Below are 26,489 nucleotides of genomic sequence, written 5' to 3'. Positions count from 1 at the left end.
ACGACTACGAGGCGCTACTGCCCTGGAACATCGCGCTGCCAACCTCGTAGCTCAACCCCTGCACTTGATCTGCGTCGATGAACAGGACGCGGTTTATTGACCGCATACGGACGAATTCACTAAACCCACGAAAGAACCTCATGAACGATTTGCTCCAACAACTGATGATCAAGGCGACTGAACTGACCCGAAATGGGCAACTCCAGGAGGCGACGCAAGCGATCCAGCGCGCCCTGCGGGGAGGCGCTTCCGAAGTGTTCGGCGTCAGCGACCCTGCGACACCTCCGCCCGCTGCGCGCGCCTCGATGCCGTCGGGCGAAGCCTTGGTACTCGACGGTCTGACTCGAGTGATCGACCCGCCTCCCGAGATCGTGGAGCAGACCCAGCCCGACAGCCAGTCCGGCGGCGTGGTGGAAGAAAAGGTCGACCCGCATTCGGTCGAAGTTGATAGCCCTCATGAAGAACGGTGGATCGACGGCAGCTTCACGCACCAAGGGCGCACGCTGGCGTACAAGCTCTATCTGCCGCCCGGCGCAACCGGCACAGTCGCGCCACGCCCCATGGTGCTGATGCTGCACGGCTGCACACAGGGCGCTGCCGACTTCGCGGCGGGCACACAGATGAATGCCCTAGCTCGCGACCTTGGGGTCGTCGTGCTCTATCCCGAGCAAACCCAGCATGCCAACGCACAGAAATGCTGGAACTGGTTCAAGCCACAACATCAGCAGCGCGGACGCGGCGAGCCCGCAGTGCTGGCGGCCCTGGCGCAATCGATCACGGCTGAGCATCACGTTGACGCGGCGCGCGTCTTCGTGGCGGGACTGTCTGCCGGAGGGGCCATGGCGGACATCGTCGGGCGGTGCTACCCGGACGTCTTCGCTGCAGTCGGCGTCCACTCGGGCTTGCCCAGCGGTTCAGCTACAGATGTCATGACCGCACTTTCCGCAATGCGCAGCGGCGGCGCCTCGACTCCCACCGGAGTGGCCAGCAGTGCAGTGCCCCCCACCATCGTTTTCCACGGCGATGCGGATGCCACGGTGCACGTCAGCAATGGCGCCGCGATCATCGAATCGGCCCGCCTGACGACCGGGCAGGCAACTGGAAGGATGCCGTCCGCGCGTACCGCGGAGGGGCATTCCGGCAAGGGGCAACGCTACACCCGCACGGTCTACGCCGACGAGGCCGGGCGAAGCACAGCCGAATATTGGCAGTTGCACAACGCGGGGCACGCCTGGTCGGGCGGTAGCTCGCGAGGAAGCTACACCAACCCCGCCGGTGCTGATGCGAGCGCCGAGATGCTGCGATTCTTTTTGGCGCATCCTCTGCGGGCCTGAATAAATCAGCCGACCACTGCAACCGCCGGGGTTCGGTCGGCGCGCAGTCCCACACCGGATGGGTTTGAGCGGAAGCATCTTCCCTTTGAGCGAGCGATCAACCGCATGGTGCCTGCGATCACCTTTGCAACCCGCCCGGATCCCGTCGACGAATACCACCATGCGCAGCGCGGCATTCGCCCGCTGACCAGGCATCTCGAAAGTTCTGAATGAAGCTATCCCAATGGGCCGGTATCTGCAAGAAGGCGGTGGTGGCGTGGTCCGACGACTTCGCACCGAGCATGGGCGCAGCCATCTCCTACTACACGATGTTCTCGCTCGCGCCATTGCTGGTACTTGTGATTGCGGTGGCTGGTCTGGCCTTCGGTGCCGAAGCCGTCCAGGGGCAGATCGCGAGCCAGCTGTCCGGCATGGTCGGCGAGGAATCCGCCAGGGCGGTGCAGGGGATGGTCAAGAGCGCCGCCATCAGTGGCGATGGAATTCTCGCCGCCGCGATAAGCATTGCGGTATTGGTGATCGGTGCGACGAGCGTATTCGGTGAACTTCAAAGTGCCCTGGACCGCATCTGGCATGTGCCTGAATCGCAGAAGCCCAGTGGCATCTGGGGCATCCTGAGGGCGCGCGTCTTCTCGTTCGGACTGATCCTCGGCCTCGCCTTCCTCCTGATGGTGTCGCTGTTGGTCAGCACCGGCCTCGCGGCGTTCGGCAACTTCATCGGAGGACTGGTGCCGGGGCAGGAGATCCACCTGCAGGCCCTGAACATGGTGGTGTCGATTGGTGTGACCACGGTCCTCTTTGCGATGATCTTCAAGTTCATGCCAACGACAAAAGTCGAATGGCGCGACGTCTGGATGGGCGCGATCGTCACCGCTGTGCTGTTCGAAATCGGCAAGGCTCTGATCGGCCTGTACTTGGGCAAGAGCGGCATGGCGAACTCATTTGCGGGCGCCGGGTCGTTGGTGTTGCTGCTCGCCTGGGTCTACTATGCAGCGCAGATATTTCTCCTGGGCGCAGAGTTCACCAAGGTCTATGCGATGGAGCATGGATCGGCAGCCCCCGGAACGACTGCACCGGAGTCACGGGTTGAAGCAGAAGCGAAGCGACTTCCATCGGCACCGCTGCCCGATTACGCGGGCTTGGCACGTTCCGCCGAGATGCAGCAAGAAGTTGACCTCCGCGTGTCGAGAGCCTTCTCCGCTCTTCTCCCCAAGCTCGCCGCATTGGGTGTCATGACCGCCCTCGGTGTCTTCGCGGACAAGCGCATGAAGGCCATGCAAAAACAACGTCGGGCGACCGCCAGCGGGTTGAAGTCCTGAGCTCGCGCCGGGCCGATCGACCTCGCGCGGGTCGCGCGTGCATCGGGCCCGATAGGAGTGCGGTATGGTGCTAACGCGAGAAATGCATCGAACACCTACATGCGCTGCATGAGTCATATGAGTAGTGCGGGCACTCGTCCACGAACAAGGTTCTTGGCGCGGTCGAGCGGCCCTCTCTCCGGAACGGCGTCGATTCGTCTGCATGAAGCACTCGACGGCGCTGGTCTCCCTCGATGCGCATGGACCGAACGGCATTGAGGGACAGCAATCAGTCTGTTTGTGGCCTACGAACCCGTCGACTTTCCCATGGGGCGCCTCGGCCTACGAATGCCGACGGCCCACGCAGCTACCCACGAATCCAAACCTTGGACTCGGCTGCGTGGACGACGGGGGATCGAGGCGCGCTCAGAAGCTGGCGGCACCGCGTATCAAGTAACCGCTCCCGAGCCATCTCCCACCATCCAAACGCGAACAGCTGACTCAGCCGCTCCAGATCGACCGCGACTCGGCGCGCAAGGCGGCGATCAGGCAGGCCGCAACGGGGTGAACGCCAGGGCCGCGCAGCGGCTCGACCGACGCATGCACGATGCCGAAGCAACTTGTGATGCTCAGTGTCAGACGGTGTCGCGGCACCGGACCCGGGTGGTAGACATTGATTTGCGCCTTATCAAGGCCAGGGCCGGCCAGCGCGGCGGCCGCGGCCACGTTGACGCTGTCGGGGAAGCGCTTGGCAGCCTCGCGCACGCTACCCGAGAACACCAGTGCACGTGGACCCGGCCCCGGCAGCAGGTCGATGTCGAGCCGAAGCTCGGCCGCCGGGTCCACCGAGGCCATGGCGACGCCGTCGAGGCCCGCGATGGCGCCCGGCATCACCCGCAGGCGATGGCCGGTCCGGGCCCCGGCAACGTGCAACGCATCGAACAGCGTGACATCGGCGAGCGCCGCGGCACTGACGGTCCATACATCGGCCAACCGCAGCGCCCGTTCGCCGTGAGCAGCCAGCGCAGACGGGCCGGCCGCTTCGATGATCAGGTCGAAGGGCTTGCTGAAGAAAGCATCCGCGTCGTCAGTGCTCCATACGGAGCCGCGCTGCCGCGATCGGCGCGCGAGCACACCGGCGACAGTCCAGCCCGGCAGGCCGCCGTCGTTCCAACAGTCGATGACGGGCGATGCTATGCGGCCGAACCCGATCAGACCGAGACGCCGTTCGGGGTGCGGTTTGTATTCAGGCATCGATGACCACGTCACTGAGGGGGGTGGCGACGCAGCTCAGGCAGGTGCCCTCCTCCGCGAGCTCGACGTCGACGGGATGCTGAATGAGTCCAGAGACCACGCGCAGCATGCAGCTCTCGCATTGGCCGACACGGCAGCCACTGGGCAACGACAGGCCGTGCCGCGCTGCCAGGTCGAGCAGACTGCCGTCGACCGCCGTCCACTGCACGGTCAGACCGGTGCGCATGAAGGAAACGTCGAAGGGTCCGGCCAGCGCATCGAGCAGGATGGACGGCTGAAAGCTTTCTTGGAAGATCGCGAAGCGCTGCACACCGCGAGCCAGCAGGTCGGCTTTCATGCTGCGCATCATCGCTTCGGGACCGCACATGTAGAAGCGGGCTTGCTGCTCGATCAATGACGGCGGCACCAGGTACGCGCCAATGCGGCCCACTTGTTCGAAATCGCGCCCTGCCAGATCCACCTCGCGCGGCCGGCTGTAGACATTGACGATGCGCAGGTTCGGCAGTAGTTCTGCCAACGCGGCCAAGCGGGACGCAAAGGCGTGGTTTGCGCCGTCGCGGCTGCCGTAGAGGAGCACGATCGGTGACTGCGGCGGCACCCCGCTTGCAGCCAGCGTCTCCAGCATCGAAAGAAACGGCGTGATGCCAATGCCTGCCGCCACCAGCACCACCGGCACCGAATGCGCCAGAGGGAGCAGGAAGCGCCCGCGCGGTGTCTGGAGCGCCACGGTCACCGACGCGGCGGCACCGTCGGCGAACGCGTCGTGCAGGCGCACCGACAACCCGTCATCCAGCGAATTGCGTTTGACCCCGATGCGATAGCTGCGCACCCCGTCCACGTTTGCTGCACCGATGAGGGAATAGCTGCGCTCGAGCCGCAGAGGGCCGGCCTCGAAGACCAATGGCACATGCTGCCCTGGGAGGTACCCAGGCAACGGGCTGTCGTCCCGCGGTGTGAGCTCGAGCTCAAGCACATCGCCCCCCGTGCGCCCGATCGCCCGCGCTTCGAAGACCTTCCAGCCCGTCCAGGCGCGGCCCCGAACGGAGCGGTCCGCCTCGATTTGACACGGGAATGCGCGCAGCGCAATGGAGCCCGATAGCGCATCCATGTGCTCCGTGCTGACGAGCGCGTTGAAATGGCTGTGACCATGAGCCAGCGGATCGCCGCCTGCAAGGCCCAGGTCGTCGCAGGCCTGCCACCAGCCGAAGCTGGCCATGACCACGCGGGGCTCCAGCGCTTCATCGAATCGGACGCGAAAGCGCGCCTGGCCGTTGCGCGTGCGCACCAAGAACCAGTCGCCCTCGGCCAAGCCGCGTACAGCCGCCAGCGCCGGATGCAGGCGCGCATGTGGCTCGGGCTCTCGCCGGCGAAGCGACGCAAGGCCGCGATGCTGGCTCTGGCAGTAGTAGCCGCTCTTGGCACAACTCAGCGTGAGCGGAAAGTCCTGCAACTCTCGGGCGTCAAGCGCCACGGTACGAAGCGGCTCCCGCACGTGCGGCACCGCGGGGTACCCATTGGCCCGCAGTTGCGGCGAATAGAACTCGATGCGACGACTCGGCGTCGCGAAGCCGCGCACCGACCCGTCGGCCAGCGCCTCGGCGTATTTGCGCGGCGGCTGCGCCACCGGCACCCGGATGCCTGCGGGCCGGCTCCGCAGCTGCGCGGTCGTGAGGCCGATCGGCGAGAGCATGTGGTCCCAGGCGCGCTCGATGTCGCCGTCGAAGAACTGCGCACCGAGACCCAGGCGCGTGGCCAGGGCGAACACGATCTCGAGGTCCGAGCGCGCCTCGTTGCCGCTGTCCTGCGCAACGATCGGCTGGCGCAACTGGATCAACTCCTCGGCCGCACCATCGATCTCGAACCCGACGCGCATCCCTTCGCGTTCCCACGGCGTGTTGACCGGCAGCAGGTAGTCCGCATGGCGACCGGTCGGCGTCTCGAACATGTCGCAATGGACCTGGAACTCCAGCGCCTGCAAGGCGGCGCGGGAACGAGGCGTATCGGCTTGCGACATCAGCAGGTTGGCGCCGAAGCCGACCAGCGCCCGCACCCGGTACGGCTGACCGGTCAGCACGGCATCGTGGAAGTCGCGTCCCAATGTCCAGCCGTAGGCCGGCGGCCCGAGCGGACGCTCAGCGAGTCCCAGCGCAAGGCGCGCCTGTGCGTCCGGCAGCAACGAGCGGTCGTTGGCACGGTTGACGGGCTGTCGCTCCAGCAGCAGGTTGCCACCCGGCGCATCGATGCTGCCGGTGAGTGCGTACAGCAGCGCGATGGCGCGGTCCGTCTGCGTGGCGTTGATGTGCTGGCTGATGCCGGTCCAGCAGAAATAACTGATCCGACGCGCCTTGCCGATGGCCGCGATGGCTGCATCGACCTGCGTGGCAGGAATGCCGGTCACCTGCTCGACGTGCTCGGGCGTGTAGCCGCTGCAGGCGGCCGCATAGTGCTCGAAGGCGGGGCTGCAGCCGAGCGGACCGATGGGCGACGGCACCTCGAAGCGGCCGCGCAAGGCAAGCTGCTGCGCCAGATCGGCCGGCAGTGCTGCAGCGGTGTCGATCGGGACCGTGCATCGGTTGGCGAAGCTCCATCCGAGCGGCAGGTCGGTCGGCGCCGAGGGGTCAAGGTCGCGCTCGGTCAGGATGGCGCCGTTGTCCTCGCGCACGAGAAGTGGCGCATTGCTCCACTTCCGCACGAAATCATCGTCGTAAAGGCCGCCTTCGATCAGGCCGCGCGCAAGCCCGAGCGCCAGCGCGGCGTCGGTGCCCGGCTGCAGGCGCAGCCAGAGGTCGGCGTCGCGCGCGTGACGCGTGCGCGCCGGGTCGATCACCAGCAGTTGTGCGCCGCGCGCGCGCGCCGCAGCAACCGCATTCGCCTGCGCCAGCCAGACGTTGCCCGGGTTGAAGCCCCAGAGCAGGATCAGGTCCGAGCGCGCGTAATCGGGCATGCCGATGCCGGCGCCGAAGGTGAAGGCGTGCGTGTAGTCGCGGTGCCAGTTGCAGATCTCAACGCCTGTGAGGAAATTCGGACTACCGAAGGCGAAGATCAGGCGCTCGATCCAGTCGAGGCTGTCGGACAGCGCAGTGGCACCGGGCGATGCGCTCGAGAAGGCAACAGCGTGGGCGCCGCTCTCGCGCTTGATGGCGTCGAGCCGCGCGGCGATGTCGGCCAGCGCATCGTCCCATGAGACCTCGACCCAGCCCGGCTCGTCATCGCCTCGTGGCCGCGTGCGCTTGAGGGGCTTGCGCAGGCGCTGCGGGTGGTACACCAACTCCGGAGCCGCGCGACCCTTGGCGCACAGCGCGCCGCCGGTTGGATGCTCTGCCCACGGCTCCACGCCCACCAGCTGTCCATCCTGCACCAGGTACTGCGCGCCGCAACGCGACCGACACAGCGCACAGAAGCCGACCTTGCGTTGGAGCGTGGCCTCAGTCACACGAAGCCCAAGGTGTCAGGCATTCGTTTCGCCCAGCGGCACCACGCTGAAATCGCCGTGGTGCAGCGAGCGCTTTCCGAGTCGCGTGATCTTGAAGCGGGCACCGCAGGCCGGGTCCGTGCTGGCGATCAGACAGTCGGAGGTCATCCAGTCGTTGGGGTGCGTGGGTCGCTGCTTGGCGGGTATGAAGGGCAACACCGCCAGCAGACCGTAGAGCGAGAAGCTCGGGTTGTCCGGCGGCAGCACCACGCGCCCGCCGATGACATCGAAATAGTCGCCCTTCTTCACATGCATGATGAAAGGCTTGTCCGATTCCACCACCTCCACACGCAGATCGAAGAGTTCGAATTCATCCTGCTGCGTCGGGTCATGCTTCAGTGAGCTCATGGCGATTCCTTCGGGTTGCGGATCAAGAACGCGCGCCGATGGCGGCGATCGGAGGCGACATGTCGATGTGGGCGGGCGCACCGTGCGTGTTCTGGTTCATCTGCATGATCTTGGCGTGGGTGCCGTCCTTGTCGCGCTCGATGTCGTAGCAGTCGCCGGCGGGTCCGGGTGCAGCGTCCGAGAGCGCGTTCAGGCTTGCCAGGTCTTCGGCATCGAAGCGAAGGCTGAAGATCGCCAGCGTGTCGTCGAGATGGCGCGAGTCCTTCGCGCCCACCAGCGCCGCCGCCACCTGCGGCCTGTCCAACACGTAGCGCGCCGCCACCGCGGCGATGTTGCTGCCGTGCTTCTTCGCGATCGTGTCGAGCGTGCGCAGCAAGGCCTGGTAGGCCTCCCAGCCGCCGAACTCCTCGATGATGAGCCGGTACTTGATGAGCGAACGGTTCGCGAACGGCGGTGGCGGGCTCGGCTGGCCGAGCCACTTGTCGGAAAGGAAGCCCCCGGCCACCGTGCCATAGCACAGCAGCTGGATGCCGTGCTCGCGGCATAGCTCGACCATCCCGTTCTCAGGCCGGCGGTCGAGCAGCGAATACTGCAGCTGGTTGGTGAGCAGCGTGACGCCGCCGTCGACGATCTCGCGCAGCCGCGCGACGTTGAAGTTGGTCGTGCCCAGATGCGCGATCTTGCCGGCCTTCTGGAACTCCTGCAGCCACTGCATCGCTTGCAGGCACCCCGGCACCTCGTAGTCCCACCAGTGGAACTGCACCAGATCGAGCTGCTCGACGCCCAGGCGCTGCAGCGAGGTGTCGACCGCCGTCTCGACGTCCTTGCGCGTGAGATGCGGGATCAGCTCGATGTCGGGGGTGTACTTGGTCGACACGCGCAACGCCTTTCCGAGTTCCTGATAGCGCCGACGAAACAGGCCGATGGTGTCCTCGACGCCGACGTAGTGGTCGGCACAGTCGAACGCATTGATGCCCGCTTCCACATAGCGGCGCATGTCCTCGACGGCGTCGTCCTGCGCGTAGGGTGCGCCGTGCTTGGCGGCAAGTTGCCAATTGCCTTTGGCGACGCGCGAGATCGTGTAGCCCGGGGCCAGGGTGATGGTTTCGATGGTCATGGAAGGCCTTTGCTGTGCCGGGCTCAGAGCCCGACCTTTTGTTCGAGCGCGTTCATCTCTTCGAGCGTGAGGGTCTTCTCGGTCACGATCTCGCCGTTGCTGATCTTCCAGATCAGCATCGGGCCGGTCACGTCGCCGTTCTTGTCGAAGCGGAAGCCCCCGGTCGCGCCGACGTAGCGGATCTTCTTGCCGGCCTTGAGCGCATCCAGACCCTTCTTCAGGCCTTCGACGCCAGGGCCGACCTCGAGGCCCGCCGGGTCCTGCACGGCCCGCAGGGCGTCGCGAATCGAAGGGCCGTCGAGCTTCGGCGCGGCCTGCATCGCCAGCAGGGTCACTGCCACCGCGTCGTACATGGTGTGCAGGCCGGGGCCGACCGCGGGGCGGTTGTAGGCGGCCGTGAAATCCTTGTTGAAGGCATCGGCCGTCGGGCCCGAGGCCTGACCGTTGTCCACACCCACGGCCTTGGTCAGAAAGCGTTCGCCGATCCCCTTGACGACGTCCATCGATCGCAGCGTGTTGTGCAGGATCACGTTGGGCGTGCCACCCAGCGAGAACCATTCGCGCAGGATGATGGTGCCGTCCTGCGACAGGCCGACCAGCACCAGCGAATCGGGCTCCAGCGCCAGCGCCTTGTTCACTTCGGAGCGGTAGGACGGCTGGTTCTCGTTGTAAGCCACCATGCCGACCACGTTGCCGCCGAGCTTCTCGATGGCCTTCTTGGCGTCCGGCGCCACGCCGGTGCCGAAGTCGTTGTTGATGTACATGATGACCGTCTTCTTGTAGCCCTTGTCCATCACCGCTTGCGCATGCGCCAGCGCCATGGTGCGCGCGGTCGGGATGGTGCGGAAGAAGTAGCCGTCGGTTTTGCCTTCCTGCGCCATCTTGGTGAGCGACGGCGTGACGGCGCAGCAGGCGACGGTCGGCACTTTGTTGGGCACCGACACCGAGTTGACGACCGCCAGCGCCGTGCCGCTGCCGACCAGGCCGACGACGGCCGAGACCTTCTGCACGTCGACCAGGTAACGCGCCGCATCGACGCCGACCGAGGGCTGGCTCGTGTCGTCACGCAAGGCAAAGTCGACTTGGCAGCCCTTGACGCCGCCGGCCTTGTTGACCTGGTCGACGGCCAGCTTCCCGGCGTCCGCGATCACCTTGCCGATCGCGCCTTGAGCGCCAGTGAGGGCCAGGACACCGCCCAGCTTGGGGCAGTCTTGCGCCGAGGCGTTTGCAGCGCCGAGCATCGCGCACAGGGCGACGCCGGTCGCGAACCATCGTTTGAGAGCGTTCATGTCGAACTCCTGGGTTGCTGTGAGAGAAAAAGAAACCTGCTTGCGCGCCGTCACGTGGCGTGCCTTGCACCGAGCAGGCCGCGTGGCCGCAGCAGCAGCGTCGCGACCAGGATCAACCCGATCAAGATTGCCTGCACCGCGCCGCCTTGTGCCTGCAGATTCGGCGGCAGCAAGGAGACGATGGCAATGCCCGAGAAGGTCCATAGACCCCAGATGACGAAAGTGCCCGCGATGGCCCCGCGGTTGTTGCCACTGCCGCCGACGATGAGCATGGCCCAGATCTGGAAGGTCATGATCGGCATGAATTCCGAGGGGCTGGTGGTACCGACGAATCCCGCGTACAACGCTCCCGACAGCCCCATCAGCATGGCGCCGAGCACGAAGGCCGTGAGGCGGAAGCGCACCACGTTCTTGCCCAGCGCGGCGCACACGGTCTCGTCCTCGCGCAGCGCGCGCTGCACCCGGCCCCAGGGCGAATTCAGGAGCGCCTGCAAGCCCGCGTACACCGCTGCAAGCAGCACCAGCACCATCGCCAGGTAGCCGAGCGCGAAGCCGCGAGGCCCGAGGCTCTCGAACGGACGCGGGATGCCGACCAGTCCCCGTGAGCCGCCGGTGAGCGGCTCGAGGTTGTTGGCCAGCAGCTGAATGGAAGTGGCGATGCCGAAGGTCGCGATGGCCAGATAGTCGCTGCGCAGGCGCAAGGTCGCCAACCCCACCAGGAGCGCCACCAGGGCGCACACCACCAGGCTCGCGGCCAGGCCGACGCCGAAGGGCAGGTGAAGACGGACCAGCAGTTGCTCGCTCACTGGCATGGTCAGGATGGCCATCCCGTAGCCCCCCACTGCGACGAATCCCACCACGCCCGCGTTGAACTGGCCGGAGACACCCCACTGGAGGTTGAGCCCCAGCGTGGCGATCGAGAGAATCGAGGCCACGGTGACGAAGAAGATCAGGTACGACAGCATGGCGGTACGCTACCTCTGCCCTTTGGGCGCAATGAGGCCCTGCGGCCGGAAGTAGAGCACCAGCAGCAGCAGCACGAAGGCGATCATCGGCTTGTAGGTGCTGGGTATCACGAGCGTGAACAGGTTTTCGCAGAGGCTGATGAGCAGCGCGCCCAGCACCGCTCCGGTGACGCTGCCAACGCCGCCGATGATGGCGGCGGTGAAGAGTGGCAGCAGCAGGTTGAGCCCCATCTCGGGGCGCACCTGCACCGTCACGCCATAGAAGATGCCGGCCAGCGCGGCCAGCGCGGCCGAGACGATCCACGTGAGCCGCACGGTGCTGGCAATGTCGATGCCGGCAATGCTCGACAGCGTCGGGTTCTCGGCCACCGAGCGCATGGCGATACCGTAGCGCGTGTGCTGCAGGAAGAGCCACAGCACCGCCAGCACGGCGAGCGTGACACCGAACACCAGCACCTGGTCGGGCATCACCAGCACGCGACCCGGCAGGCGCAGTGCCATCTGGATTTCGCTGCTGTAGTTGTGGGGGTCGGGTCCGAAGAGCAGCAGCAGGATGTTGCGCAGAACAAGCGCGAGGCCGAACGAGGCGAACACCAGCGTCAACGGATCGGCACTGCGTTTGCGCAGTCGCCGGTAGACCAGCCGGTCGAGCAGCAGCGAGATGGACACCGCCACGGCGATGCCGAACACGACCGCCAACGGCAAGCCCCATCCGAAGGAGAACGGACCGATGGGCGTGCTCAGGGCGCCGGTGGCGCCGGGCAACGTGCTGCCCGTGATCAGCAGCACGAACAGCGCTGCATACCCGCCCACCGAGAGCAGATCGCCATGCGAGAAGTTCGCGAAGCGCAGGATGGCGAGGCTGAAGGTGACACCGATGGCGCCCAGCGCCACCACCGCGCCGCTCAGGAAGCCGTCGACGATGGCCTGCGCGATCATGACGCCACTCCCGCCGCTGCATGAGCCGCCAGCGGCGCCGCATGCTTGCCGAGGTAGAGCTGGGCGATCAGCGGGTCGTTGCTCAACTGCGCCGCCGCCCCGGTATGGGCCGCTCGGCCGTTCACCAGGATCAGGCCGCGATCGGCGATGCGCAAGCCGGCCTTGACGTTCTGCTCCACCATCAGGACCGCGATCCCGCTGTCGGCGATCTTGCGCACCTGTGCGAACACCTCGCTGACCATCAGCGGCGACAGGCCGGCACTGGGCTCGTCGAGCAGCAGCAGCCGCGGTGCCGTCATGAGCGCGCGGGCGATCGCGAGCATCTGCCGCTGTCCGCCCGACAGGGCATGGCCCGCGTGCCGACGACGCTGGGCCAGGTCGGGAAAGCGCGCGTAGGCAGCGTCGAGTTGCTCGCGCAGACCGCTTTTGAGCAGGTAGCCGCCGATGCGCAGGTTCTCGTCGACAGTGAGCGAGGTGAAGACGTTGCCGGTCTGTGGCACGAAGCCGACGCCGCGCGCGGACAGGCGGTGCGCCGGCGTGCCGGTGATCTCTTCGCCTGCCAGGCGGACCTGGCCGCCGAACATCGGGACCACGCCCGCCAAGGATTTGACCAGCGTCGACTTGCCCGCGCCGTTGGGGCCGAGGATGACGAGGATCTCTCCCGTCGCCACGCCCAGGCTCACGCCGTGCACGATCGGCAGGTCGGGCACGTAGCCCGCCACGACCGATTCGGTTTCCAGAAGATGGGCACCGGCCACGCTCATGGCTGGTCTCCCAGGTAGGCGTCGATCACGCGCGGATCGGTGCGCACCGCCTCGGGCGTGCCCTCCATGACCACCCTGCCCTGCGCCATCACGATCACCGGATTGCACAGCTGCATCACCATGTCCATGTTGTGCTCGATCAGCAGAAAGGTGACGCCGCGCTGGTGCAATGCCTGGATGCGTTCGACCAGGCTTTCGAGCAGCACTGGATTGACCCCGGCGGCGGGTTCGTCGAGCAGGATGATCGAGGGGTCGACCATCAGGATGCGCGCCAGCTCGAGCAGCTTCTGCTGGCCGCCCGAAAGCACGCGCGCCGGTTCATTGGCCAGGTGCGACAGGCCGACGAAGTCGATCACCTCGCGCGCCTTCTCGAGGTTGGCGGCGTCTTGCACGCGGATGCAGCCGCGACGCAGCCAGGTGTTCCAGAACTTCTCTCCGCTCTGGTTGACCGGCACGAGCAGCATGTTCTCGAGCACTGTCAGCGTGCCGAGCGGCCGCGGAATCTGGAAGGTGCGGCCCAGGCCACGATGGAACACCTGGTCGGGTCGCAATCCGTCGATGCGCGCATCGTTCAAGCGGATCACGCCCGCATCAGGTCCGTGACTGCCCGCGATGGTATTGAACAGCGTGGTCTTGCCCGCACCGTTGGGGCCGATGAGCCCGGTGATGCTCGCCTTGCGGACGCGCAGGCTGACACCGTCGACGGCGCGCAGCGCACCGAAGGTTCGAACCACATTTTCAAGCTCCAGCACGGTATCGGACTCCTGTTCGGCCTCGAGGACCCAAAACCAAATATCCAAATTCCAACTGAATTCAGTATATTTTGATACCGATCAACTTGCAACATGCATGCCCGCCTTTTTTCAGGCGCCGTGCACCATCACGGGCTGCGACTGCGCTTCCTTGGCGGGCTGCTCGGCGTTGGGGGAGGTGCGGTGCCTTCGTCGGCCACCAGTCGCAACAGAGGCCGGCGCCGCAGCCGGCGGCCGGTGGCACGTTCCCAGGCCACCTCGAGCAAGCCGATGCGTTCGAGCGTCGCCTTGTCGATCAGGTCCGGCTCGCCGCTCTCGATGGCGGCCAGCGAATTGGCCAAGGTGCGGGTCGACAGCGTGATGTCGGGCAGCTCGCTCAGGGCCAGCATCCGCACCGGCTCCATGCGCCGCAGCAGGATCTCCATCATCTGCACGATCACGCTGTTCTGCGTGGCGCGCGCGACGGCGATGTTGAAGCGCGTGCTGGCGATGGTCATGAGTTCGACACCCTCCTGGCTGATGCGACGGCGCCGATAGGGGGCGCCGGTCTCCTCGCTCAGCGCCACGGCGTCGCGCATGGCCCGAAAGTCGGCCTCGGTGCCATAGGTCGCCGCCATGCGCGCGACATGCGGTTCGAACAGGCGGCGCGCCTCCAGCACGCCGGCGATGTCGCTCATCGGAAGTTCGGGCAGAGGCAGGCCGCACAGTTCCTGTGGCACCGCCTGGCTGATGACGAAGATACCGCCCGACGACCCAGGCCTGACATTCAGCACGCCGGCCTGAACCATCAGCTTGATGGCCTCGCGCAGCGTCGGCCGGCTGACGCCCAGTTGGTCCGACAGGTTCTGTTCGGAAGGCAGCCGCTCACCGACCTTGACATCGCCGGCGCGAATGGCCTCCGCGATCCGGAACGCCACGATCTCGCAGGGGCGCACCAGTTGAACCGGCTGGAAGACGAAGGTCGTTGATTTGATGCGCGCCAAGGTGATTCACTCCAGACCGCAATGGTACGGCCTGGCCTCGCCGTGCACGCGACGCAAGGCTCTAGCCTCCGGTACTGCCCGCGGGCCGCTCCCCGATCTTAGCCCGCGCAGATAGTGTCGAAACGGATGCCAGGAGCTGCTACGGCAGCGGCGAGACGTTGCGCCGAAGCTCCGCCAACACCGCCTTACCCATGGTGTCGAGATCGAATGGCTTCGCGAGCACCGAGTGCGGGCCAATGAGACGCTCGACGGCGTTCATGTCCGCATACCCCGTCGCCATCAGAATCGGGAGATCGCTGTACATCGCGCGTGCATGAGCGATCAGCTCCGCGCCATTCATGCGTGGCATCAGGTAGTCGACCAGCAGCAGATCCGGCTTCGCCTTCTTCAACTCACTCAAGCCCGCAGCGCCATCCGCTGCCTGGCGGACGTGGAATCCAAGCACCTGAAGGCACTCAACCATGCTACGGCGAACGGCTGGGTCGTCTTCCACAACAAGGATTTCCGCCTGCCAAGCTATCGCGGCGTTCTGCCCGCCCAGCGAGACCTCAGCAGCATCATTCGGCGCCGGCGACAGCGGAAAGCGCAGCTTGACCGTCGTTCCTGCGCCGACCTCACTCTGCACCTCCACACTGCCTCCCGACTGCCGCGTGAATCCGTAGACCTGGCTCAGACCGAGCCCGGTGCCGGCGTGCTGCTTGGTCGTGAAGAACGGATCAAAAACCTTGCCCAGCAGGTTGTCTGCGATCCCTTCACCGGTGTCGCGCACGGCGACACTGATCGAGCCCAGTGAATAGCCGGGGTCATCGGCACCGGCCTTGGCCTTGGCCTTGGCGTCGGCGTCGGCGTCGGCCGACACAATCTCGGTGTGGATCTCCAACATGCCGCCCTGCGGCATGGCGTCGCGCGAATTCACCGAGAGATTGAGGATGGCCATTTCCATCTGGGCTGCGTCGACGATGACGTAGGCAGGCTCGGTACACAACGCCAGCGAGAGCTTGACGTGAGCGCCCACCGAAATCGAAATCAACTCCGCCATGTTGCGGATGAGATCATTCACGTCGTGCAGCTTGGGTACCAAGCTTTGCGTGCGCGCAAAAGACAGCAACTGACCGGTCAGGCGCGAACCTCGGTCCACCGCTTCCTTGGCCCGGCGCGCGTAGTGGCGAATGCGGTCTTCGTTGACCGTGGACCGCTCGATCAACTGCAAGTTCAGGTTGACGGCATGCAGGAGGTTGTTGAAGTCGTGAGCGATCCCGCCGGTCAGACGCCCCAGCGCTTCCATTTTCTGGTTCTGAACGCGCGCACTCTCGACGCGTTCGCGCTCCAGGATCTCGCGCATCAACCGATCGTTGGCGCTGGCGAGGTCCGCGGTTCGCTCGGCGATCCGAGTCTCCAGCTTGTCGTTGAGCTGCTCGACGCTGAGCTTGGATGCTTCCAACTCGGCAAGATGCTTGCGCGTGAGGTATTGACGTTGCCGTGCGCGCAATGCGGACTCGGCCGCGCTCGCCAATGTGTCGGGATTGACCGGGCGCTCGAGCAGCACCAGATTATTGAGCTCCTGCAACGCTGACCGAGCGCGATCGGTACGGTGGACGGTCTGGCGCGCTGCCAGGACGACAAACGGGTAGTCGGACCACGGCGGCTGGGCTGCGAGCATCTCGCGCAGGGCGTCCACGATGCCATCGCCGAGCGCTTCTTCGGTGAGAATCGTCGCTGCGGAGTCCTTGTAGATTTCGCCGATCAGCGCATCGCCGTCTTCGCAAATGTGTGCAATGACCTGACGTGCGCCAAGAACTTCGCTGATGACTCGAGCGTCGCGACCGAATGGCGCCAGGACGAGTATTCGATTTTCCACGCCGTCACGCCTGTTCCGCGTCGCCGAGCAGCGATGTCCGGCCGCGATAGCGCGGCAGGCCTGCCATGACGCCCTCAAAATCGGTAAGCGCTTCACCGATCTCAAGGCCGCTCGGTCCAAGCCGGAACTGATGAATCGTGGAGGCGTGCGCGCTCGCGCGACTCTTGATCACCGTCATCGCCTTAAGGAGTCGTCCACGGGCCTCGAAGTACCGGAACTGAAGCATTGAATCGCTCAAGTAACTCAGGTCAACATCGTTTGGCACGTCGCCAGAAAGGCCATGTTGAGAGAGCACCAGGATGGTCGTCACGCCCTGGAGATTGAGGTACGTGAGCAACTCGTGCATCTGCAGCATCAGGAAGTTGCTGCCGGGCATGGCGACCAGGTAGGCGTTCAGCGTATCGATTACCACCGTGCTCACACCCTGGCGCTCAACTGCATCGCGCACGCGATGAGAAAACTGGCCCGCGGAAATCTCTGCCGGGTCGATGGTGTGCAGAATCAGCTGCCCGGCGGAGATGTCCTGTTCAACGTCGAGTCCCAGTGCCCGCGACCGCATCAACAGGGTCTTGATGCCTTCGTCAAAAAGAAAAAATGCCGCCTTGCCACCGCGCTGAATGTCGGCGCGCGCGCAGCACACGGCGGTCGTGGTCTTGCCAACGCCGGCGGGGCCGGCGAAGAGGAGGTTGCTGCCGGGCGTCAGGCCGCCGCCCAGAAGCCGGTCTAGTTCTGCGTTGCCGGAGCTCACGGTCGCGCTCGCATGTTCGCGACCGTGCTCGTTGGCCACCAACCGCGAAAAGACTTTGAGTCCGCCCCGGTCTAGATTGAAGTCGTGCTCGCCTTCTCGAAATTTCACGCCGCGCAACTTCACCACCCGTAGCCGACGCTTGTCGGGGCCATAGGTATGGGTGTTCTGCTCGAGGTGGATCACGCCGTGCGCAATGCTGTGCAGATGCATATCCCCCTCGCTCGCCGACTTGTCGTCTAGCATGAGCACAGTGCAGCGTTGTGTAAGGAAGAAGCGCTTGAGCGCCAAGATTTGCCGCCGATAGCGCAGAGGGTTCTGGGACAGCAAGCGCAGCTCTGAGAGGCTGTCGAAAACGACCCGCTCTGGCTGCACGCGTTCCACCAACGCCATGACGCTGCGGATCGTTTCGCCCAGTTCGAAGTCGGAGGGGTTAAGGATGCTCTGCTCAGCGTCTGCGCTCAGGCCCTCGTCGCTCACGAGATCAAAGATTTCTATGTCCTCCAGGTCCCAGCCGTGCGACAACGCCCCTTGCGCCAACTCATCGGAAGTTTCGGACAGCGTGACGTACAGGCCCTTCTGGCCGAGCGCCCTCCCCTGGAGAAGGAACTGCAGGCCCAGAGTCGTCTTGCCGGCGCCAGGGGTTCCTTCAACAAGATACAGGTGGCCGGCGGGCAATCCGCCTGCCAGCACCTCGTCGAGGCCTGGTACTCCCGTGCACTCCGGAATCGGCGGTTGCGGGGGGGTGCGTTGACTCATCATGGCGACGGCACTCTGGTTGCATCTCAGTATCGAATGGGTGAAGCTCGAATCTATGTCACTAGGCTTACCGCTTTGAGTATTGACGTGCGCGCCCGCATGTAGGCGTATTTCCTGCGCGGGTGTGAGTCCGCTTGGCTGAGGTGGGGGGACGCCCTATGGCAGAGTTCGCTGCGATGCAGGTCGGTCTCTCTGTCAAGTCCCTGCAGGCTCCCATCAGGCGCTGTGGTCGGCGCTTCGCAGCGCGCAGCCGATGCCACCGATCCGACCGACGGCATCTGGCGTACAGTCGGAATCCGATCGCGGATCGTCGCGGCCGCATAGCCGTACCACGGAGGGAAGATGGGTGATACCAAAGCAGCAACGATCGTTGAAGTTCTGGATAAGAACAAAGAGGCCGCCGAGGAGGTGAAGAAAGTAGCTGACGACCTCCTGGTGGTCCATACGGTCCTCAAGGAAGAGTCCCCCCTGGACTGTGCCGCGGAGCTGGTCGACCGGGCGGTTGAGCAGGCAGGCGAACTCGAGAAGCGGCTTACCAAGTCAGCAGCACTGCTGGATGAAGTGAATGAATCCCTGGAGCAGGCTGCGAAAGGCGACAAGGCGTCTGAAGAAGGACGGGATGGCAGGTCGGCGCCGCACCATACAGATATGAGTGGTTGACCTACAGGCGGGCCGCGGACCGGCTGCGCTAATCGCTGGCGTCCGCAGGTTTGGCGGGCGACTGCTTAAGACCGAGCGCCTCTGGCGTACCACGACGATGCCGCTCAAAACCATCCTCATCGAGGACAGCCAAACGATTCGCGAGAATCTGATCCCGACGTTGTCAGAATTGGCCAACGCGCGCGTGATCGCGATCGCGGAAGGGGCCGGGGAGGCCATTGAGGCACTCGTTGTGCACGAGCAAGAATGGGATCTGGCGATCGTCGATCTTTTCCTCAAGGAGGGCTCCGGGCTAAGCGTTCTTCGTGCCGCGAGGAACCGATCTCCGCATCAACACATACTCGTCCTGACCAACTATCCCACAGCCGAAATTCGCCGAAGGTGTCTAGCCCTCGGGGCGGATGGCGTTTTTGACAAGTCGACTGAACTGGAAGCCTTTTTCGACCTGTGCCGCTCGTATGGCGGATAGCATGGCGCGGGGCTTGAAAATGAATGGGCGGTTCCTACTTGGTTGATCGCAAGCGCTGGAGACGCCTCCGGCGCTGTGTTCAACCTGAATGGGGACCCGTCATGGATCGTCACTTTTCCCGCGTGACTTTTTCACCGAGATGGCATCGCCGCTGGCCAGTCGCATAAGAGTCAGAAGGTCGGAGCATCCGGCTCTGTGTCTTTCACGGACAGGGCCTTTTGCTCGGGAGCGAACACTTCACCGATGTACACGTCCAGGCGCTCGCCCGCTGTCCTGGCGTCTCTCGAATGAACGAATCCCGCGTCGACCTTTTGGCCGCCACTGGCGATTGCAGCCTGTAAACGCGCCGACGGCTGGTTGCTCTGTTGGCCGCACCCGGCGGCAATCGCACCGAGTGCCATGAGCACTGAAACATAGAAGATGCGGAGGTAGTTCATGTCTGCTCCTGGGTGACGACACGCGGCAATGCGCGTCTATGGCCGGTAAAAGCGACCTGAGGGCACGCACCGGCAATTGCAGAATCCTGCAGTAGTCGATCGCCCGAAGGCGCAATGCACGCCAGCGAGCAATCGTCCTGGTAAGGGTGAGTGCTTGGCAGCCGAAGCTGAGTGGGCCGCACGCGAAGACCCACTGTGTGCCGTGGTATCCAGCACTGAAATGCCAGCATCTCGGCTACTTTCGAGTTCTCAATGCGACCTAGCCCGGCTCTGCGGCTTCTCCGACAATGCTCTTGCCGAAAAGGAAGACCTGGATATCGGGCTTGCTCAGGTATCCGCGGTCAGCCGCGAATGCGGGGTTTGGTTGAAGCAGCGCGACGGCCATCGCCGTCAGTGACAGTGCGCTCGTCAACCAGAACAGGCAACGCGAAGAGAGTTTCATGGCAAGTGCTCCCCGAGGACTGGATCGCGCCGGGTGCGCAATTTCAGTAAGAATGAATTTAGGCGTCCCCCTCTGTTTGGTCGAGTACGTGACGCACAGGACGGTTGTGACCTTTGTCACTTTGCCTCCGCCGCATACAGCCCTTGCGGTGCGGTCTTCCTCGGAATGGCCATGCTGTCGTCGGTGATCAAACGCGACTTATCGGCGTGGGCGCGTGGCTCTTCGCGCGGATCCGCCAGATCTGCTGCGCGGGCCCGCCAAGTCGCTCCGTCATGCCCCTGGTGGTCAAGGAACTGCGCGAGTCGATTCCGTCGGTGTACGGCCACTTCACTTGGCCGGAAGAACGAGGGCGCGTGACCAACGCGTGGTCCGACCGCTTCCTGCCGCGCCGTGCAGCGTGGATCATCCTGCACTTCGAGCGCTATGCGATCGACGCCGGCATCAGCATTCCGCACCTGCTGCGGATTGCTTGCTGTCCATGCGTTTCATTAAAGGCCGTCGCGGGTCCAATGGCCCCGGCTCAGTGAGCAGCAACCGAAAACAACTTTCACGGGCAATAAGTGCCAGGTTCTCTTCGTCGGGCGCGTTGGCGCTGGTTTTCTTCTACGGTTAACGTGGGTAACACTAATGTCCAAAGAATGAACGAGGTTCAGCGCAGATATGTCTCCTTGGCGCAGACGCCACACTCCCCGGCGGCGAGCGTTCAATCGCGCGTTTCGGGTGGGTTTCAGGCCGCGTCGTGCTCCGTGCAGAAGCGTCGAACGTGAAGATTGAACGCCTCCGGCCGCTCCATATTGCTCACGTGGCCGGCGCTCGGAATGATCGCCAGCTCGGCGCCCGGTATGGCGGCGTGGAGTTGCTCTGCAACGTGGATGGGGCTGCGAGGATCTTCTTCGCCCCAGAGCAGTAACGTCGGCACTTCGATACGGGGTAATACGTCCCTCGTGTCCATTTCCGCAGACGACGAGGCCATCAGTCGGAAGCCAGCCGGATGGAACTCGGAAATGATGGACGAGAGCGCTGCCCGGAGGTCTTCTGGGGCGCGATCGGAGAACATGCTGGGCATGACTTTGGCCACTAGTGCGTCGGGCGGCCCGGCGGCGCCCGCGAGGCAGGCCGCCAGCCGTTCCTTCCACACCGGTTCGGGCAGCGACCCCTTCCAGCCGGCGTATGTATCGGCCAGAACGAGACAGCGCAGACGTTCGGGATACAGGCGATAGAACTCCTGCGCCAGTATTCCGCCCCACGACAAGCCCACCACATGCGCACGATCGATCCCGATTGTGTCAAGGAAGCCTGCGAGGCAACGGGCGTAGTCGGATGTCGTGAACGTGTCCGGCGGATCCGAAGACGCCCCCGCCCCCGGCGCGTCCCATGCCACGACGGTGAAAGAATCTGACATCCCCGAGAGTTGGGGCATCCAACAACGGGAATCACACAGGAATCCATGGAGTAACACCAACTCGGCACCCTGCCCGGTTTTCCTGTAGCTGACGGAAAGCCCATTGACCTCCGCGGACCTCAACGCAACGCTTGTCATCACAAATGACCCATCGAGATCGTTGAGAAAGCTCAGTGGTGGCTTCGCTACCAATCGCCGGCCCTGCTTCTCGCGAGTCGCATGGTGGGCGTGCCGGCCACTGGATTGCCTTGATTAACGCGGCTGGCCCGCCGCTGCCGCCTTGTCGCGCTCGACCCGTTCGGTCGCATCCCGTGCCACAGCGACCGATCCCAGTGCCGAACCGGCGGAGTCTGTGACCAGCGCGAAGCTCATCTCTACGTAGAGTTTCTGGCCGGTCTTGTGCAACCCGCGCGTCATCGTCGGACGCCCGCCCAGCCGGGTCGTGCCCTTCTCCATCGCGGCGTCGAAGCCTCGCCAATGCGCGTTGCGCAGATGCTCGGGAATCACCAGGTCCAGGTGCTGCCCCAGCGCCTCGGATGCGGTGTAGCCAAACATGGCAACTGCCGCGGCGTTCCACCGCTCGATCACGCCCGCCTTATTGGCATAGATGATGGCTTCCGCCGCCTGCTCGAGGATCAGGGCCTCTATTGAGTCGTGGGACATTTCTACCTTCCTACCTTCTGGTTTGCTATTGGTCCATGGTAGCCCCGGTGTGCCCAGCCTGACCAGCGTGGGGCAGTTGACTGGCCAGCGACTCAAAGAGGCCTCGACAACTCCAATGCGACCTTGACCAAGTTGGCGGGCAGTGCAGCGGGTTCAGTCTTACATCGTCAGACCTTCTGCGTCTACCTTGCCGATCATGAGTCGCCACATTGGTACCGCCCTGCTGCGCCAGCTTGAAGCCTACGGAGAGAAAGACGAAAAGCCACCGGCCAAGCGCTCGACGAGGCGGCCGAAGAAGATTGACCGATGAACGCGACCTTCCCGCCAGCAGCGACTGCGCCCGCCGGGACCGCCCGTGAGTCTCTGAGCACTTGCGCATCGGTCGAGGGCGAGGGAGGCGCAGCCGCCGTCGATGCACGACACCGATATCGGACTTCGCTTTAAAAGCCTTAGCGTGCTCGTCAAACACGCGGCTTGACGCGGCATGCGCCTACTTGAAGACGGGCGGACGCGCCGCTGGTCGCGCGGCTTGGACAAGAGCAACTTGGCCAGTATGAAAGCACTCATTCCCTTGCTCTTGGCCGGTGCCGCCCTCGCGGGCTGCGTAGCCGTTCCTTATGACGCCGGGCCGCCGCCGGGCGCGTACTACAGCCGCCCTGCTCCGCCACCGCCGCCGCGTGGCGAACGGCGTGACTACGACCGCGATGGTGTGCCGGACCGCTACGACCGCCGTCCGGATAACCCGTACCGCTACTGAGGCAATCAAGGGCTGCGTCACCGCCTGAGGTTGCCGACCGCGCCGTCCCCGGCCAGCGGACTGAACGGTTCTGCGCTTCGGCAAGGCTTCACGAGGCCGAAGCTTTTCACTGGCGGGACAGGACGTACTCACGGCCATCGCGGAAGTTGCCCTTCAGGATCTTTTCGTCGACCTTTTGAACCCGCAACGTGTAGTCAGCGCCGCAGCCGGCCATCGCCTTGGAGGGCGACATCGCAAGCGCGTAAGCTTCCTCCGACTTCGAAACGGTGAAGGGGATCGCCAAGCCAATGCATGGATCCTCGCGGTTTGTCCTGGCCGCAGCAAGCTTCCAGGTGCCCTCCTCGCCTTTGATGGCAACGCGGGCCTCTCGCTGTGTTCCATTGGTCGCAGCGAACTTGACCGTCCAGACGCCCTCCAATTCGGATTGAGCGAAGCACGGGCTCGCCAAAGCGAGCGCAAATACTGCTATTGAAAATCTGAGCATTTGGTACCTCCGTCGACTGCAAGTCAGCCATCGGAAGAATCGCACTGGGGCGTGGTGCCAGCATCATTAGGATGCGTCTTGCGCGGCGCGTGAGGAAGGAGTATGTCTACTGCCCGCGGAGGGCAGCGCGAAGGCATTGGTCGGTCGCGTTTCATTCCGTGGTCTCCAGTTCGGCACCGGGACGTCGAGGCGATTCGCCAACGGTTCCGATCAGACCGGAGGGTCGCAGGCGTGCTGCGGTGCTGTTCCCTGCGTACCTGCGGCCGGCCGATGGACCGCTTTCCGTGCTGCCGCGCAATCTGCTGCGGTATCTCTCCGAAGCGCGCGAGGCATCGCCGCTGACCATCGCGAACCTGCGCAGCCTCCACGCCTGCGCTGCGGGTGACCACAGGCGCCCGCGTACCTGGATCGACGCCCTGCGGCTGGACCGGAAAGCCCACGAGACAAGCCGAATGGGGGGGTGGCCTTAGAACCGCGTCGGCGACGGCCTGATGCTGTCAGTAGCTACTTGCTGACAGTGGAAACACTCGCACTCCAATTGGTCGTCGCGCCTACGATGGAAGGCGACCTATTGTTCGCTGGTTGCCGCCGTGGGCACGATGCGCAACGAAAGGCGCGATGTCGAGCGGAAAGGAGTTTCCATGCCCAGACCGAACCACGACTGGAAAGTCCTGCCGCACGGAACCTTGGGCGACATCGACAGCGGCATCCTCGCAGTCGAGGGCGAACTTCCGATGCCCTTGACGCGCACGTCAAGGACAAGGACGCGTTTGGAAACCAACCTCGGCATTGGTCAGAGAATCGGACCTCAAGCGCCACGTTTCGGCGAGAACATCGAGAACGACTCGCGCGAAGCGCACCGCAGTCTGGCGAAAGCGCCGTTATGAGTACCGAGCGCGCATCGGACAAACTCTGTGGCACTGAACGGGCAGCAGCTGTCTGCTCGAGAAGAGTGCCGGACATCATGATCCGCTCTACCCCAGCGCCTCGGTCTGCTCAAGGTCCCTGGCGGCTCGCATGGGTGTTGCTGATTCCGTTGGCCTTGTGGCTGGGACTCGCCAAGACCGCCCTTGTGATGAACGCGCTCTTCGCCGCTCCGGAAGACGCGTTCCGGTGGGTCGCATTGTTGCAATGGCTCTGGTGGTTCACTTCCTTGCACTTCCTCCTGGCGATGCTTGCGGGCCTTGCGATCCAAAGACTTGTTCTGCCACGACGCCGATGGACGTTTGTGCCGATCTCTGTCGCAGTGCTGATCTTGCTCGCGTTGATGTTTCCGATGACGGGCGACGATCACACCGTGGCTCGGACGCTGCAGGTCTGGACCATCACCGCTGCGGGCCAGGTGTCAGGGCTGGTCGCTTGCTTGTGGCGCGACATTGTCTCTATCGCCGTCGTCGTATTCGCGCTGGGGCTGGTCCTCAAGTTCACGCCCGCCCGGGCCAGGGCCGGCATGGTGCTCCTTTTGCAAATGGTGGTGATCGCGTTGTGCGCCCTCGTCGGCATCGATCTGGCCTATCAGCTCGCCACCGGCCAGCCCACGAGTTCAAGGGTGCTGTTGTTTGCGGCGCTGAACGTGAAGGAAGTGGCTCCCCTTATTGCGCCGGAGGCGACCTCCTTCCGCGCGTTGGCAATCGGGGGCGGCATCTTCGTCGCAGCAGGGTGGGCTTGGCACCATCGCAGGCTTGCTGCCCTGCCGATGCTCGCCGGTCGGCAGGGGTGGGGAGAGGGCGTGCTGGCGCTGGCGCTTGCGCTGGGGATTCTCCTGCCGGCACCGGCCCATGGCTTTCTGCCGCTGTTGCGGCACACCGAGGGGACGCTGATCACGCTGGCCAAGACCGCGGCCCCGACGCTTGCGCATGACATCCAGCTGAGTGTGGCCGCGGAGTTTGTGCGGACCGGCAGGCCACGTTGGCATAGCGCGCAAATGCTGGCCAGACAGACGGAGGCTACGGATCGCAAGAACGTAGTGATCGTGATGTTGGAGTCGATGCGCGCGGTGTCGACCACGATGTACACGCCGACGCTTCAGACGACCCCATTCATGGCATCCCTGGCCAGCGACAGCCTCGTGGTCGAGGACATGACAGCGGTCATTCCGCGCACCGCTGCCGCGTGGGTCGCTATTCTTGGAGGACAGTACCCACTGGCCAACGAGGGAACCCAAAACTGGGCGCGCGAGAATCGCAAAAAGCCTCGCATCCGTTCGCTGCCGTCGGTACTGCGCCAAGCGGGGTATGCAACCAGCTTCTTCACGCCCACGGATCTGCATTTCCAGAACGACCTCGACGTCGTCGACATCTTCAACTTCGAATTCATCCAGACCGAGAAGGAACTCGCACGCTTGGGGGCCGAACGAGTGACCTATTTCGGCATCGCGGACGAGTGGATGGTCCAGCCCATCCTCGACTGGACGGCGATCCAGGTCCGGGCCAAGCGTCCCTTCTTCACTGCGGTGATGACCAACGTTGGCCACCACAACTTCGAGACGCCCTCGACATGGCGAAAGGTCGTCTTCGAAGGTGTTTCCAATCCAAAGCTGGACGCCTATTACAACTGCCTGCGTTACATCGATGGCGTGCTCTCGACTCTGATGGAAGGTTATCGGCGGCTCGGGGTGTTGAAAGACACCATATTCGTGTTCGTGGGCGATCACGGACAGATGTTCGACGAACATGGGGCCAAGCAGATCCACAACGCGATCTATCAAGAGGGCCTGCATGTGCCGACACTGATCTACGCGCCTGGCATGGCGTTGGCGCCCGGCAGAGTGCGCGGCCCACGACAGCAGATCGACGTCTTTCCGACGATTGCCGAATTGCTTGGCCTGCAGATCCAAGGCGCGGAACTGCCTGGCCAATCGCTGCTTCACGCTGTCGATCCGGAGCGGGAGCTCTTCTACACGAGCAGCATCGACTGGTCGTTCTTGAGTGCTCGACACGGCCATCGAAAATACGTCTACAGTTTCGACCGTGAGCCGATGGAGGTTTTCGACCTCGACAAGGACCCCAAAGAGCTGGCATCGCTGCGCGATGTCGACGTTGAAGAACTCGCGAGAATGAAACAGCGCATGCTCGAGTGGCGCATCAACGCCGAAGCCTCGATGTTTGCATACCCCAGCGATGGTCTCGATCCCTCGGCTGCCTGGCTGCCCAGATGAGTCACGTTGCAGACACCGCGATGACCTCCGAATTCACTGCCCGCCGATTTCGGCCGTCGTCCACCGGAGAGACCAAACATTTCGATGCGTCGCATTGGCGGTTGGCGGCAAGCTCGCGTCTGGGCGGATCTCACTTCACCTGTT

Annotated in this window: 25 protein-coding genes; 8 read left to right on the top strand and 17 right to left on the bottom strand. The window is 64.2% G+C overall.

The window, feature by feature from the left end; translation table 11 throughout:
• Positions 1 to 140 precede the first annotated feature (140 nt).
• Both QTI24_RS30580 and QTI24_RS30575 read left to right on the top strand, forming a co-directional pair.
• Positions 141 to 1,334, top strand: coding sequence for an extracellular catalytic domain type 1 short-chain-length polyhydroxyalkanoate depolymerase (locus QTI24_RS30580; RefSeq protein WP_286605627.1), 1,194 nt, complete (start codon positions 141 to 143; stop codon positions 1,332 to 1,334).
• A 209-nt stretch (positions 1,335 to 1,543) separates the two neighbouring features.
• Positions 1,544 to 2,650, top strand: a complete 1,107-nt coding sequence (locus tag QTI24_RS30575; protein ID WP_286605620.1) for a YihY/virulence factor BrkB family protein — start codon at positions 1,544 to 1,546, stop codon at positions 2,648 to 2,650.
• A gap of 480 nt (positions 2,651 to 3,130) precedes the next feature.
• On the opposite strand, the gene QTI24_RS30570 is transcribed toward QTI24_RS30575, so the two are convergent.
• From QTI24_RS30570 to QTI24_RS30515, 12 genes are all read right to left on the bottom strand, one after another.
• Positions 3,131 to 3,883: an aspartate dehydrogenase domain-containing protein gene (locus QTI24_RS30570; protein WP_286605619.1), complete on the bottom strand. Its 753-nt coding sequence runs from the start codon at positions 3,881 to 3,883 to the stop codon at positions 3,131 to 3,133.
• On the bottom strand, positions 3,876 to 7,316 hold the full coding sequence (locus tag QTI24_RS30565; protein ID WP_286605618.1) for a molybdopterin-dependent oxidoreductase: 3,441 nt from the start codon (positions 7,314 to 7,316) through the stop codon (positions 3,876 to 3,878). Before QTI24_RS30565 ends, QTI24_RS30570 begins: the two co-directional genes overlap by 8 nt.
• Before the next feature lie 15 nt (positions 7,317 to 7,331).
• Complete coding sequence (locus QTI24_RS30560) at positions 7,332 to 7,703, bottom strand: TIGR04076 family protein (protein WP_286605617.1); 372 nt, start codon at positions 7,701 to 7,703, stop codon at positions 7,332 to 7,334.
• Between the two features lie 22 nt (positions 7,704 to 7,725).
• On the bottom strand, positions 7,726 to 8,820 hold the full coding sequence (locus tag QTI24_RS30555; protein ID WP_286605616.1) for an aldo/keto reductase: 1,095 nt from the start codon (positions 8,818 to 8,820) through the stop codon (positions 7,726 to 7,728).
• A gap of 23 nt (positions 8,821 to 8,843) precedes the next feature.
• Entirely contained in the window at positions 8,844 to 10,109 is a 1,266-nt protein-coding gene (locus tag QTI24_RS30550; protein WP_286605614.1) for an ABC transporter substrate-binding protein, read from the bottom strand.
• A 50-nt stretch (positions 10,110 to 10,159) separates the two neighbouring features.
• Positions 10,160 to 11,074 (bottom strand): branched-chain amino acid ABC transporter permease, encoded by a 915-nt coding sequence (locus tag QTI24_RS30545; RefSeq protein WP_286605612.1) that lies wholly within the window; start codon positions 11,072 to 11,074, stop codon positions 10,160 to 10,162.
• A gap of 9 nt (positions 11,075 to 11,083) precedes the next feature.
• The gene (locus QTI24_RS30540; RefSeq protein WP_286605610.1) at positions 11,084 to 12,013 is read right to left on the bottom strand and encodes a branched-chain amino acid ABC transporter permease; all 930 of its coding nucleotides are present in this window, start codon (positions 12,011 to 12,013) and stop codon (positions 11,084 to 11,086) included.
• On the bottom strand, positions 12,010 to 12,777 hold the full coding sequence (locus QTI24_RS30535) for an ABC transporter ATP-binding protein (protein ID WP_286605609.1): 768 nt from the start codon (positions 12,775 to 12,777) through the stop codon (positions 12,010 to 12,012). The genes QTI24_RS30540 and QTI24_RS30535 overlap by 4 nt, the downstream gene beginning before the upstream one ends.
• Positions 12,774 to 13,529 carry an ABC transporter ATP-binding protein gene (locus QTI24_RS30530; protein ID WP_286605608.1) on the bottom strand — a complete coding sequence of 252 codons (756 nt, stop codon included), beginning with the start codon at positions 13,527 to 13,529 and terminating at the stop codon, positions 12,774 to 12,776. The genes QTI24_RS30535 and QTI24_RS30530 overlap by 4 nt, the downstream gene beginning before the upstream one ends.
• Positions 13,530 to 13,657: 128 nt before the next feature.
• The gene (locus QTI24_RS30525; RefSeq protein WP_286605607.1) at positions 13,658 to 14,512 is read right to left on the bottom strand and encodes a FadR/GntR family transcriptional regulator; all 855 of its coding nucleotides are present in this window, start codon (positions 14,510 to 14,512) and stop codon (positions 13,658 to 13,660) included.
• A 139-nt stretch (positions 14,513 to 14,651) separates the two neighbouring features.
• Positions 14,652 to 16,466, bottom strand: a complete 1,815-nt coding sequence (locus QTI24_RS30520; protein WP_286605605.1) for a response regulator — start codon at positions 16,464 to 16,466, stop codon at positions 14,652 to 14,654.
• Positions 16,375 to 17,874 carry an ATPase domain-containing protein gene (locus QTI24_RS30515; protein WP_503011335.1) on the bottom strand — a complete coding sequence of 500 codons (1,500 nt, stop codon included), beginning with the start codon at positions 17,872 to 17,874 and terminating at the stop codon, positions 16,375 to 16,377. Before QTI24_RS30515 ends, QTI24_RS30520 begins: the two co-directional genes overlap by 92 nt.
• A gap of 342 nt (positions 17,875 to 18,216) precedes the next feature.
• Here QTI24_RS30515 and QTI24_RS30510 point away from each other — a divergent pair, with 342 nt between their 5' ends.
• Together QTI24_RS30510 and QTI24_RS30505 are read left to right on the top strand one after the other, a co-directional pair.
• On the top strand, positions 18,217 to 18,534 hold the full coding sequence (locus QTI24_RS30510; RefSeq protein WP_286605601.1) for a hypothetical protein: 318 nt from the start codon (positions 18,217 to 18,219) through the stop codon (positions 18,532 to 18,534).
• A gap of 97 nt (positions 18,535 to 18,631) precedes the next feature.
• A complete protein-coding gene (locus QTI24_RS30505) occupies positions 18,632 to 19,003 on the top strand; it encodes a response regulator (RefSeq protein ID WP_286605599.1) in 372 nt (123 codons plus the stop codon).
• Positions 19,004 to 19,173: 170 nt separating this feature from the next.
• Here the strand turns inward: QTI24_RS30505 and QTI24_RS30500 are convergent, their stop codons facing one another.
• Entirely contained in the window at positions 19,174 to 19,440 is a 267-nt protein-coding gene (locus QTI24_RS30500) for a hypothetical protein (protein WP_286605597.1), read from the bottom strand.
• 259 nt (positions 19,441 to 19,699) lie between these two features.
• Positions 19,700 to 19,882 carry a hypothetical protein gene (locus tag QTI24_RS30495; RefSeq protein ID WP_286605595.1) on the bottom strand — a complete coding sequence of 61 codons (183 nt, stop codon included), beginning with the start codon at positions 19,880 to 19,882 and terminating at the stop codon, positions 19,700 to 19,702.
• Between the two features lie 272 nt (positions 19,883 to 20,154).
• On the opposite strand from QTI24_RS30495, the gene QTI24_RS30490 reads away from it, so the two are divergent.
• Positions 20,155 to 20,409: a hypothetical protein gene (locus QTI24_RS30490; RefSeq protein WP_286605593.1), complete on the top strand. Its 255-nt coding sequence runs from the start codon at positions 20,155 to 20,157 to the stop codon at positions 20,407 to 20,409.
• Positions 20,410 to 20,609: 200 nt separating this feature from the next.
• Here the strand turns inward: QTI24_RS30490 and QTI24_RS30485 are convergent, their stop codons facing one another.
• Positions 20,610 to 21,422 carry an alpha/beta fold hydrolase gene (locus QTI24_RS30485; protein WP_286605625.1) on the bottom strand — a complete coding sequence of 271 codons (813 nt, stop codon included), beginning with the start codon at positions 21,420 to 21,422 and terminating at the stop codon, positions 20,610 to 20,612.
• A gap of 114 nt (positions 21,423 to 21,536) precedes the next feature.
• Positions 21,537 to 21,947, bottom strand: coding sequence for a PAS domain-containing protein (locus tag QTI24_RS30480; protein ID WP_286605592.1), 411 nt, complete (start codon positions 21,945 to 21,947; stop codon positions 21,537 to 21,539).
• A gap of 553 nt (positions 21,948 to 22,500) precedes the next feature.
• On the opposite strand from QTI24_RS30480, the gene QTI24_RS30475 reads away from it, so the two are divergent.
• A complete protein-coding gene (locus tag QTI24_RS30475; RefSeq protein ID WP_286605591.1) occupies positions 22,501 to 22,704 on the top strand; it encodes a hypothetical protein in 204 nt (67 codons plus the stop codon).
• 106 nt (positions 22,705 to 22,810) lie between these two features.
• Here QTI24_RS30475 and QTI24_RS30470 read toward each other — a convergent pair whose 3' ends face one another.
• Positions 22,811 to 23,188 (bottom strand): hypothetical protein, encoded by a 378-nt coding sequence (locus QTI24_RS30470; RefSeq protein ID WP_286605589.1) that lies wholly within the window; start codon positions 23,186 to 23,188, stop codon positions 22,811 to 22,813.
• Between the two features lie 590 nt (positions 23,189 to 23,778).
• On the opposite strand from QTI24_RS30470, the gene QTI24_RS30465 reads away from it, so the two are divergent.
• Positions 23,779 to 24,075: a hypothetical protein gene (locus tag QTI24_RS30465; RefSeq protein WP_286605587.1), complete on the top strand. Its 297-nt coding sequence runs from the start codon at positions 23,779 to 23,781 to the stop codon at positions 24,073 to 24,075.
• A 188-nt stretch (positions 24,076 to 24,263) separates the two neighbouring features.
• Positions 24,264 to 26,345, top strand: a complete 2,082-nt coding sequence (locus tag QTI24_RS30460; protein WP_286605586.1) for a sulfatase family protein — start codon at positions 24,264 to 24,266, stop codon at positions 26,343 to 26,345.
• The last annotated feature ends 144 nt before the right edge of the window (positions 26,346 to 26,489 follow it).

This window comes from Variovorax sp. J22P240 (assembly GCF_030316855.1).
GTDB lineage: Bacteria > Pseudomonadota > Gammaproteobacteria > Burkholderiales > Burkholderiaceae_C > Variovorax.
This window is presented reverse-complemented; position numbering and strand designations above follow the sequence as displayed.

Excerpts from the sequence above, each read along its gene's own strand:
- QTI24_RS30515 (WP_503011335.1), bottom strand. The coding sequence starts at position 17,874 with ATGAGTCAACGCACCCCCCCGCAACCGCCGATTCCGGAGTGCACGGGA.
- QTI24_RS30560 (WP_286605617.1), bottom strand. The coding sequence starts at position 7,703 with ATGAGCTCACTGAAGCATGACCCGACGCAGCAGGATGAATTCGAACTC.
- QTI24_RS30490 (WP_286605593.1), top strand. The coding sequence starts at position 20,155 with ATGCCCCTGGTGGTCAAGGAACTGCGCGAGTCGATTCCGTCGGTGTAC.
- QTI24_RS30505 (WP_286605599.1), top strand. The coding sequence starts at position 18,632 with ATGCCGCTCAAAACCATCCTCATCGAGGACAGCCAAACGATTCGCGAG.
- QTI24_RS30575 (WP_286605620.1), top strand. The coding sequence starts at position 1,544 with ATGAAGCTATCCCAATGGGCCGGTATCTGCAAGAAGGCGGTGGTGGCG.
- QTI24_RS30555 (WP_286605616.1), bottom strand. The coding sequence starts at position 8,820 with ATGACCATCGAAACCATCACCCTGGCCCCGGGCTACACGATCTCGCGC.
- QTI24_RS30470 (WP_286605589.1), bottom strand. The coding sequence starts at position 23,188 with ATGCTCAGATTTTCAATAGCAGTATTTGCGCTCGCTTTGGCGAGCCCG.
- QTI24_RS30580 (WP_286605627.1), top strand. The coding sequence starts at position 141 with ATGAACGATTTGCTCCAACAACTGATGATCAAGGCGACTGAACTGACC.
- QTI24_RS30535 (WP_286605609.1), bottom strand. The coding sequence starts at position 12,777 with ATGAGCGTGGCCGGTGCCCATCTTCTGGAAACCGAATCGGTCGTGGCG.
- QTI24_RS30485 (WP_286605625.1), bottom strand. The coding sequence starts at position 21,422 with ATGACAAGCGTTGCGTTGAGGTCCGCGGAGGTCAATGGGCTTTCCGTC.
- QTI24_RS30475 (WP_286605591.1), top strand. The coding sequence starts at position 22,501 with ATGAAAGCACTCATTCCCTTGCTCTTGGCCGGTGCCGCCCTCGCGGGC.
- QTI24_RS30510 (WP_286605601.1), top strand. The coding sequence starts at position 18,217 with ATGGGTGATACCAAAGCAGCAACGATCGTTGAAGTTCTGGATAAGAAC.
- QTI24_RS30500 (WP_286605597.1), bottom strand. The coding sequence starts at position 19,440 with ATGAACTACCTCCGCATCTTCTATGTTTCAGTGCTCATGGCACTCGGT.
- QTI24_RS30545 (WP_286605612.1), bottom strand. The coding sequence starts at position 11,074 with ATGCTGTCGTACCTGATCTTCTTCGTCACCGTGGCCTCGATTCTCTCG.
- QTI24_RS30550 (WP_286605614.1), bottom strand. The coding sequence starts at position 10,109 with ATGAACGCTCTCAAACGATGGTTCGCGACCGGCGTCGCCCTGTGCGCG.
- QTI24_RS30540 (WP_286605610.1), bottom strand. The coding sequence starts at position 12,013 with ATGATCGCGCAGGCCATCGTCGACGGCTTCCTGAGCGGCGCGGTGGTG.
- QTI24_RS30480 (WP_286605592.1), bottom strand. The coding sequence starts at position 21,947 with ATGTCCCACGACTCAATAGAGGCCCTGATCCTCGAGCAGGCGGCGGAA.
- QTI24_RS30460 (WP_286605586.1), top strand. The coding sequence starts at position 24,264 with ATGAACGCGCTCTTCGCCGCTCCGGAAGACGCGTTCCGGTGGGTCGCA.
- QTI24_RS30495 (WP_286605595.1), bottom strand. The coding sequence starts at position 19,882 with ATGAAACTCTCTTCGCGTTGCCTGTTCTGGTTGACGAGCGCACTGTCA.
- QTI24_RS30570 (WP_286605619.1), bottom strand. The coding sequence starts at position 3,883 with ATGCCTGAATACAAACCGCACCCCGAACGGCGTCTCGGTCTGATCGGG.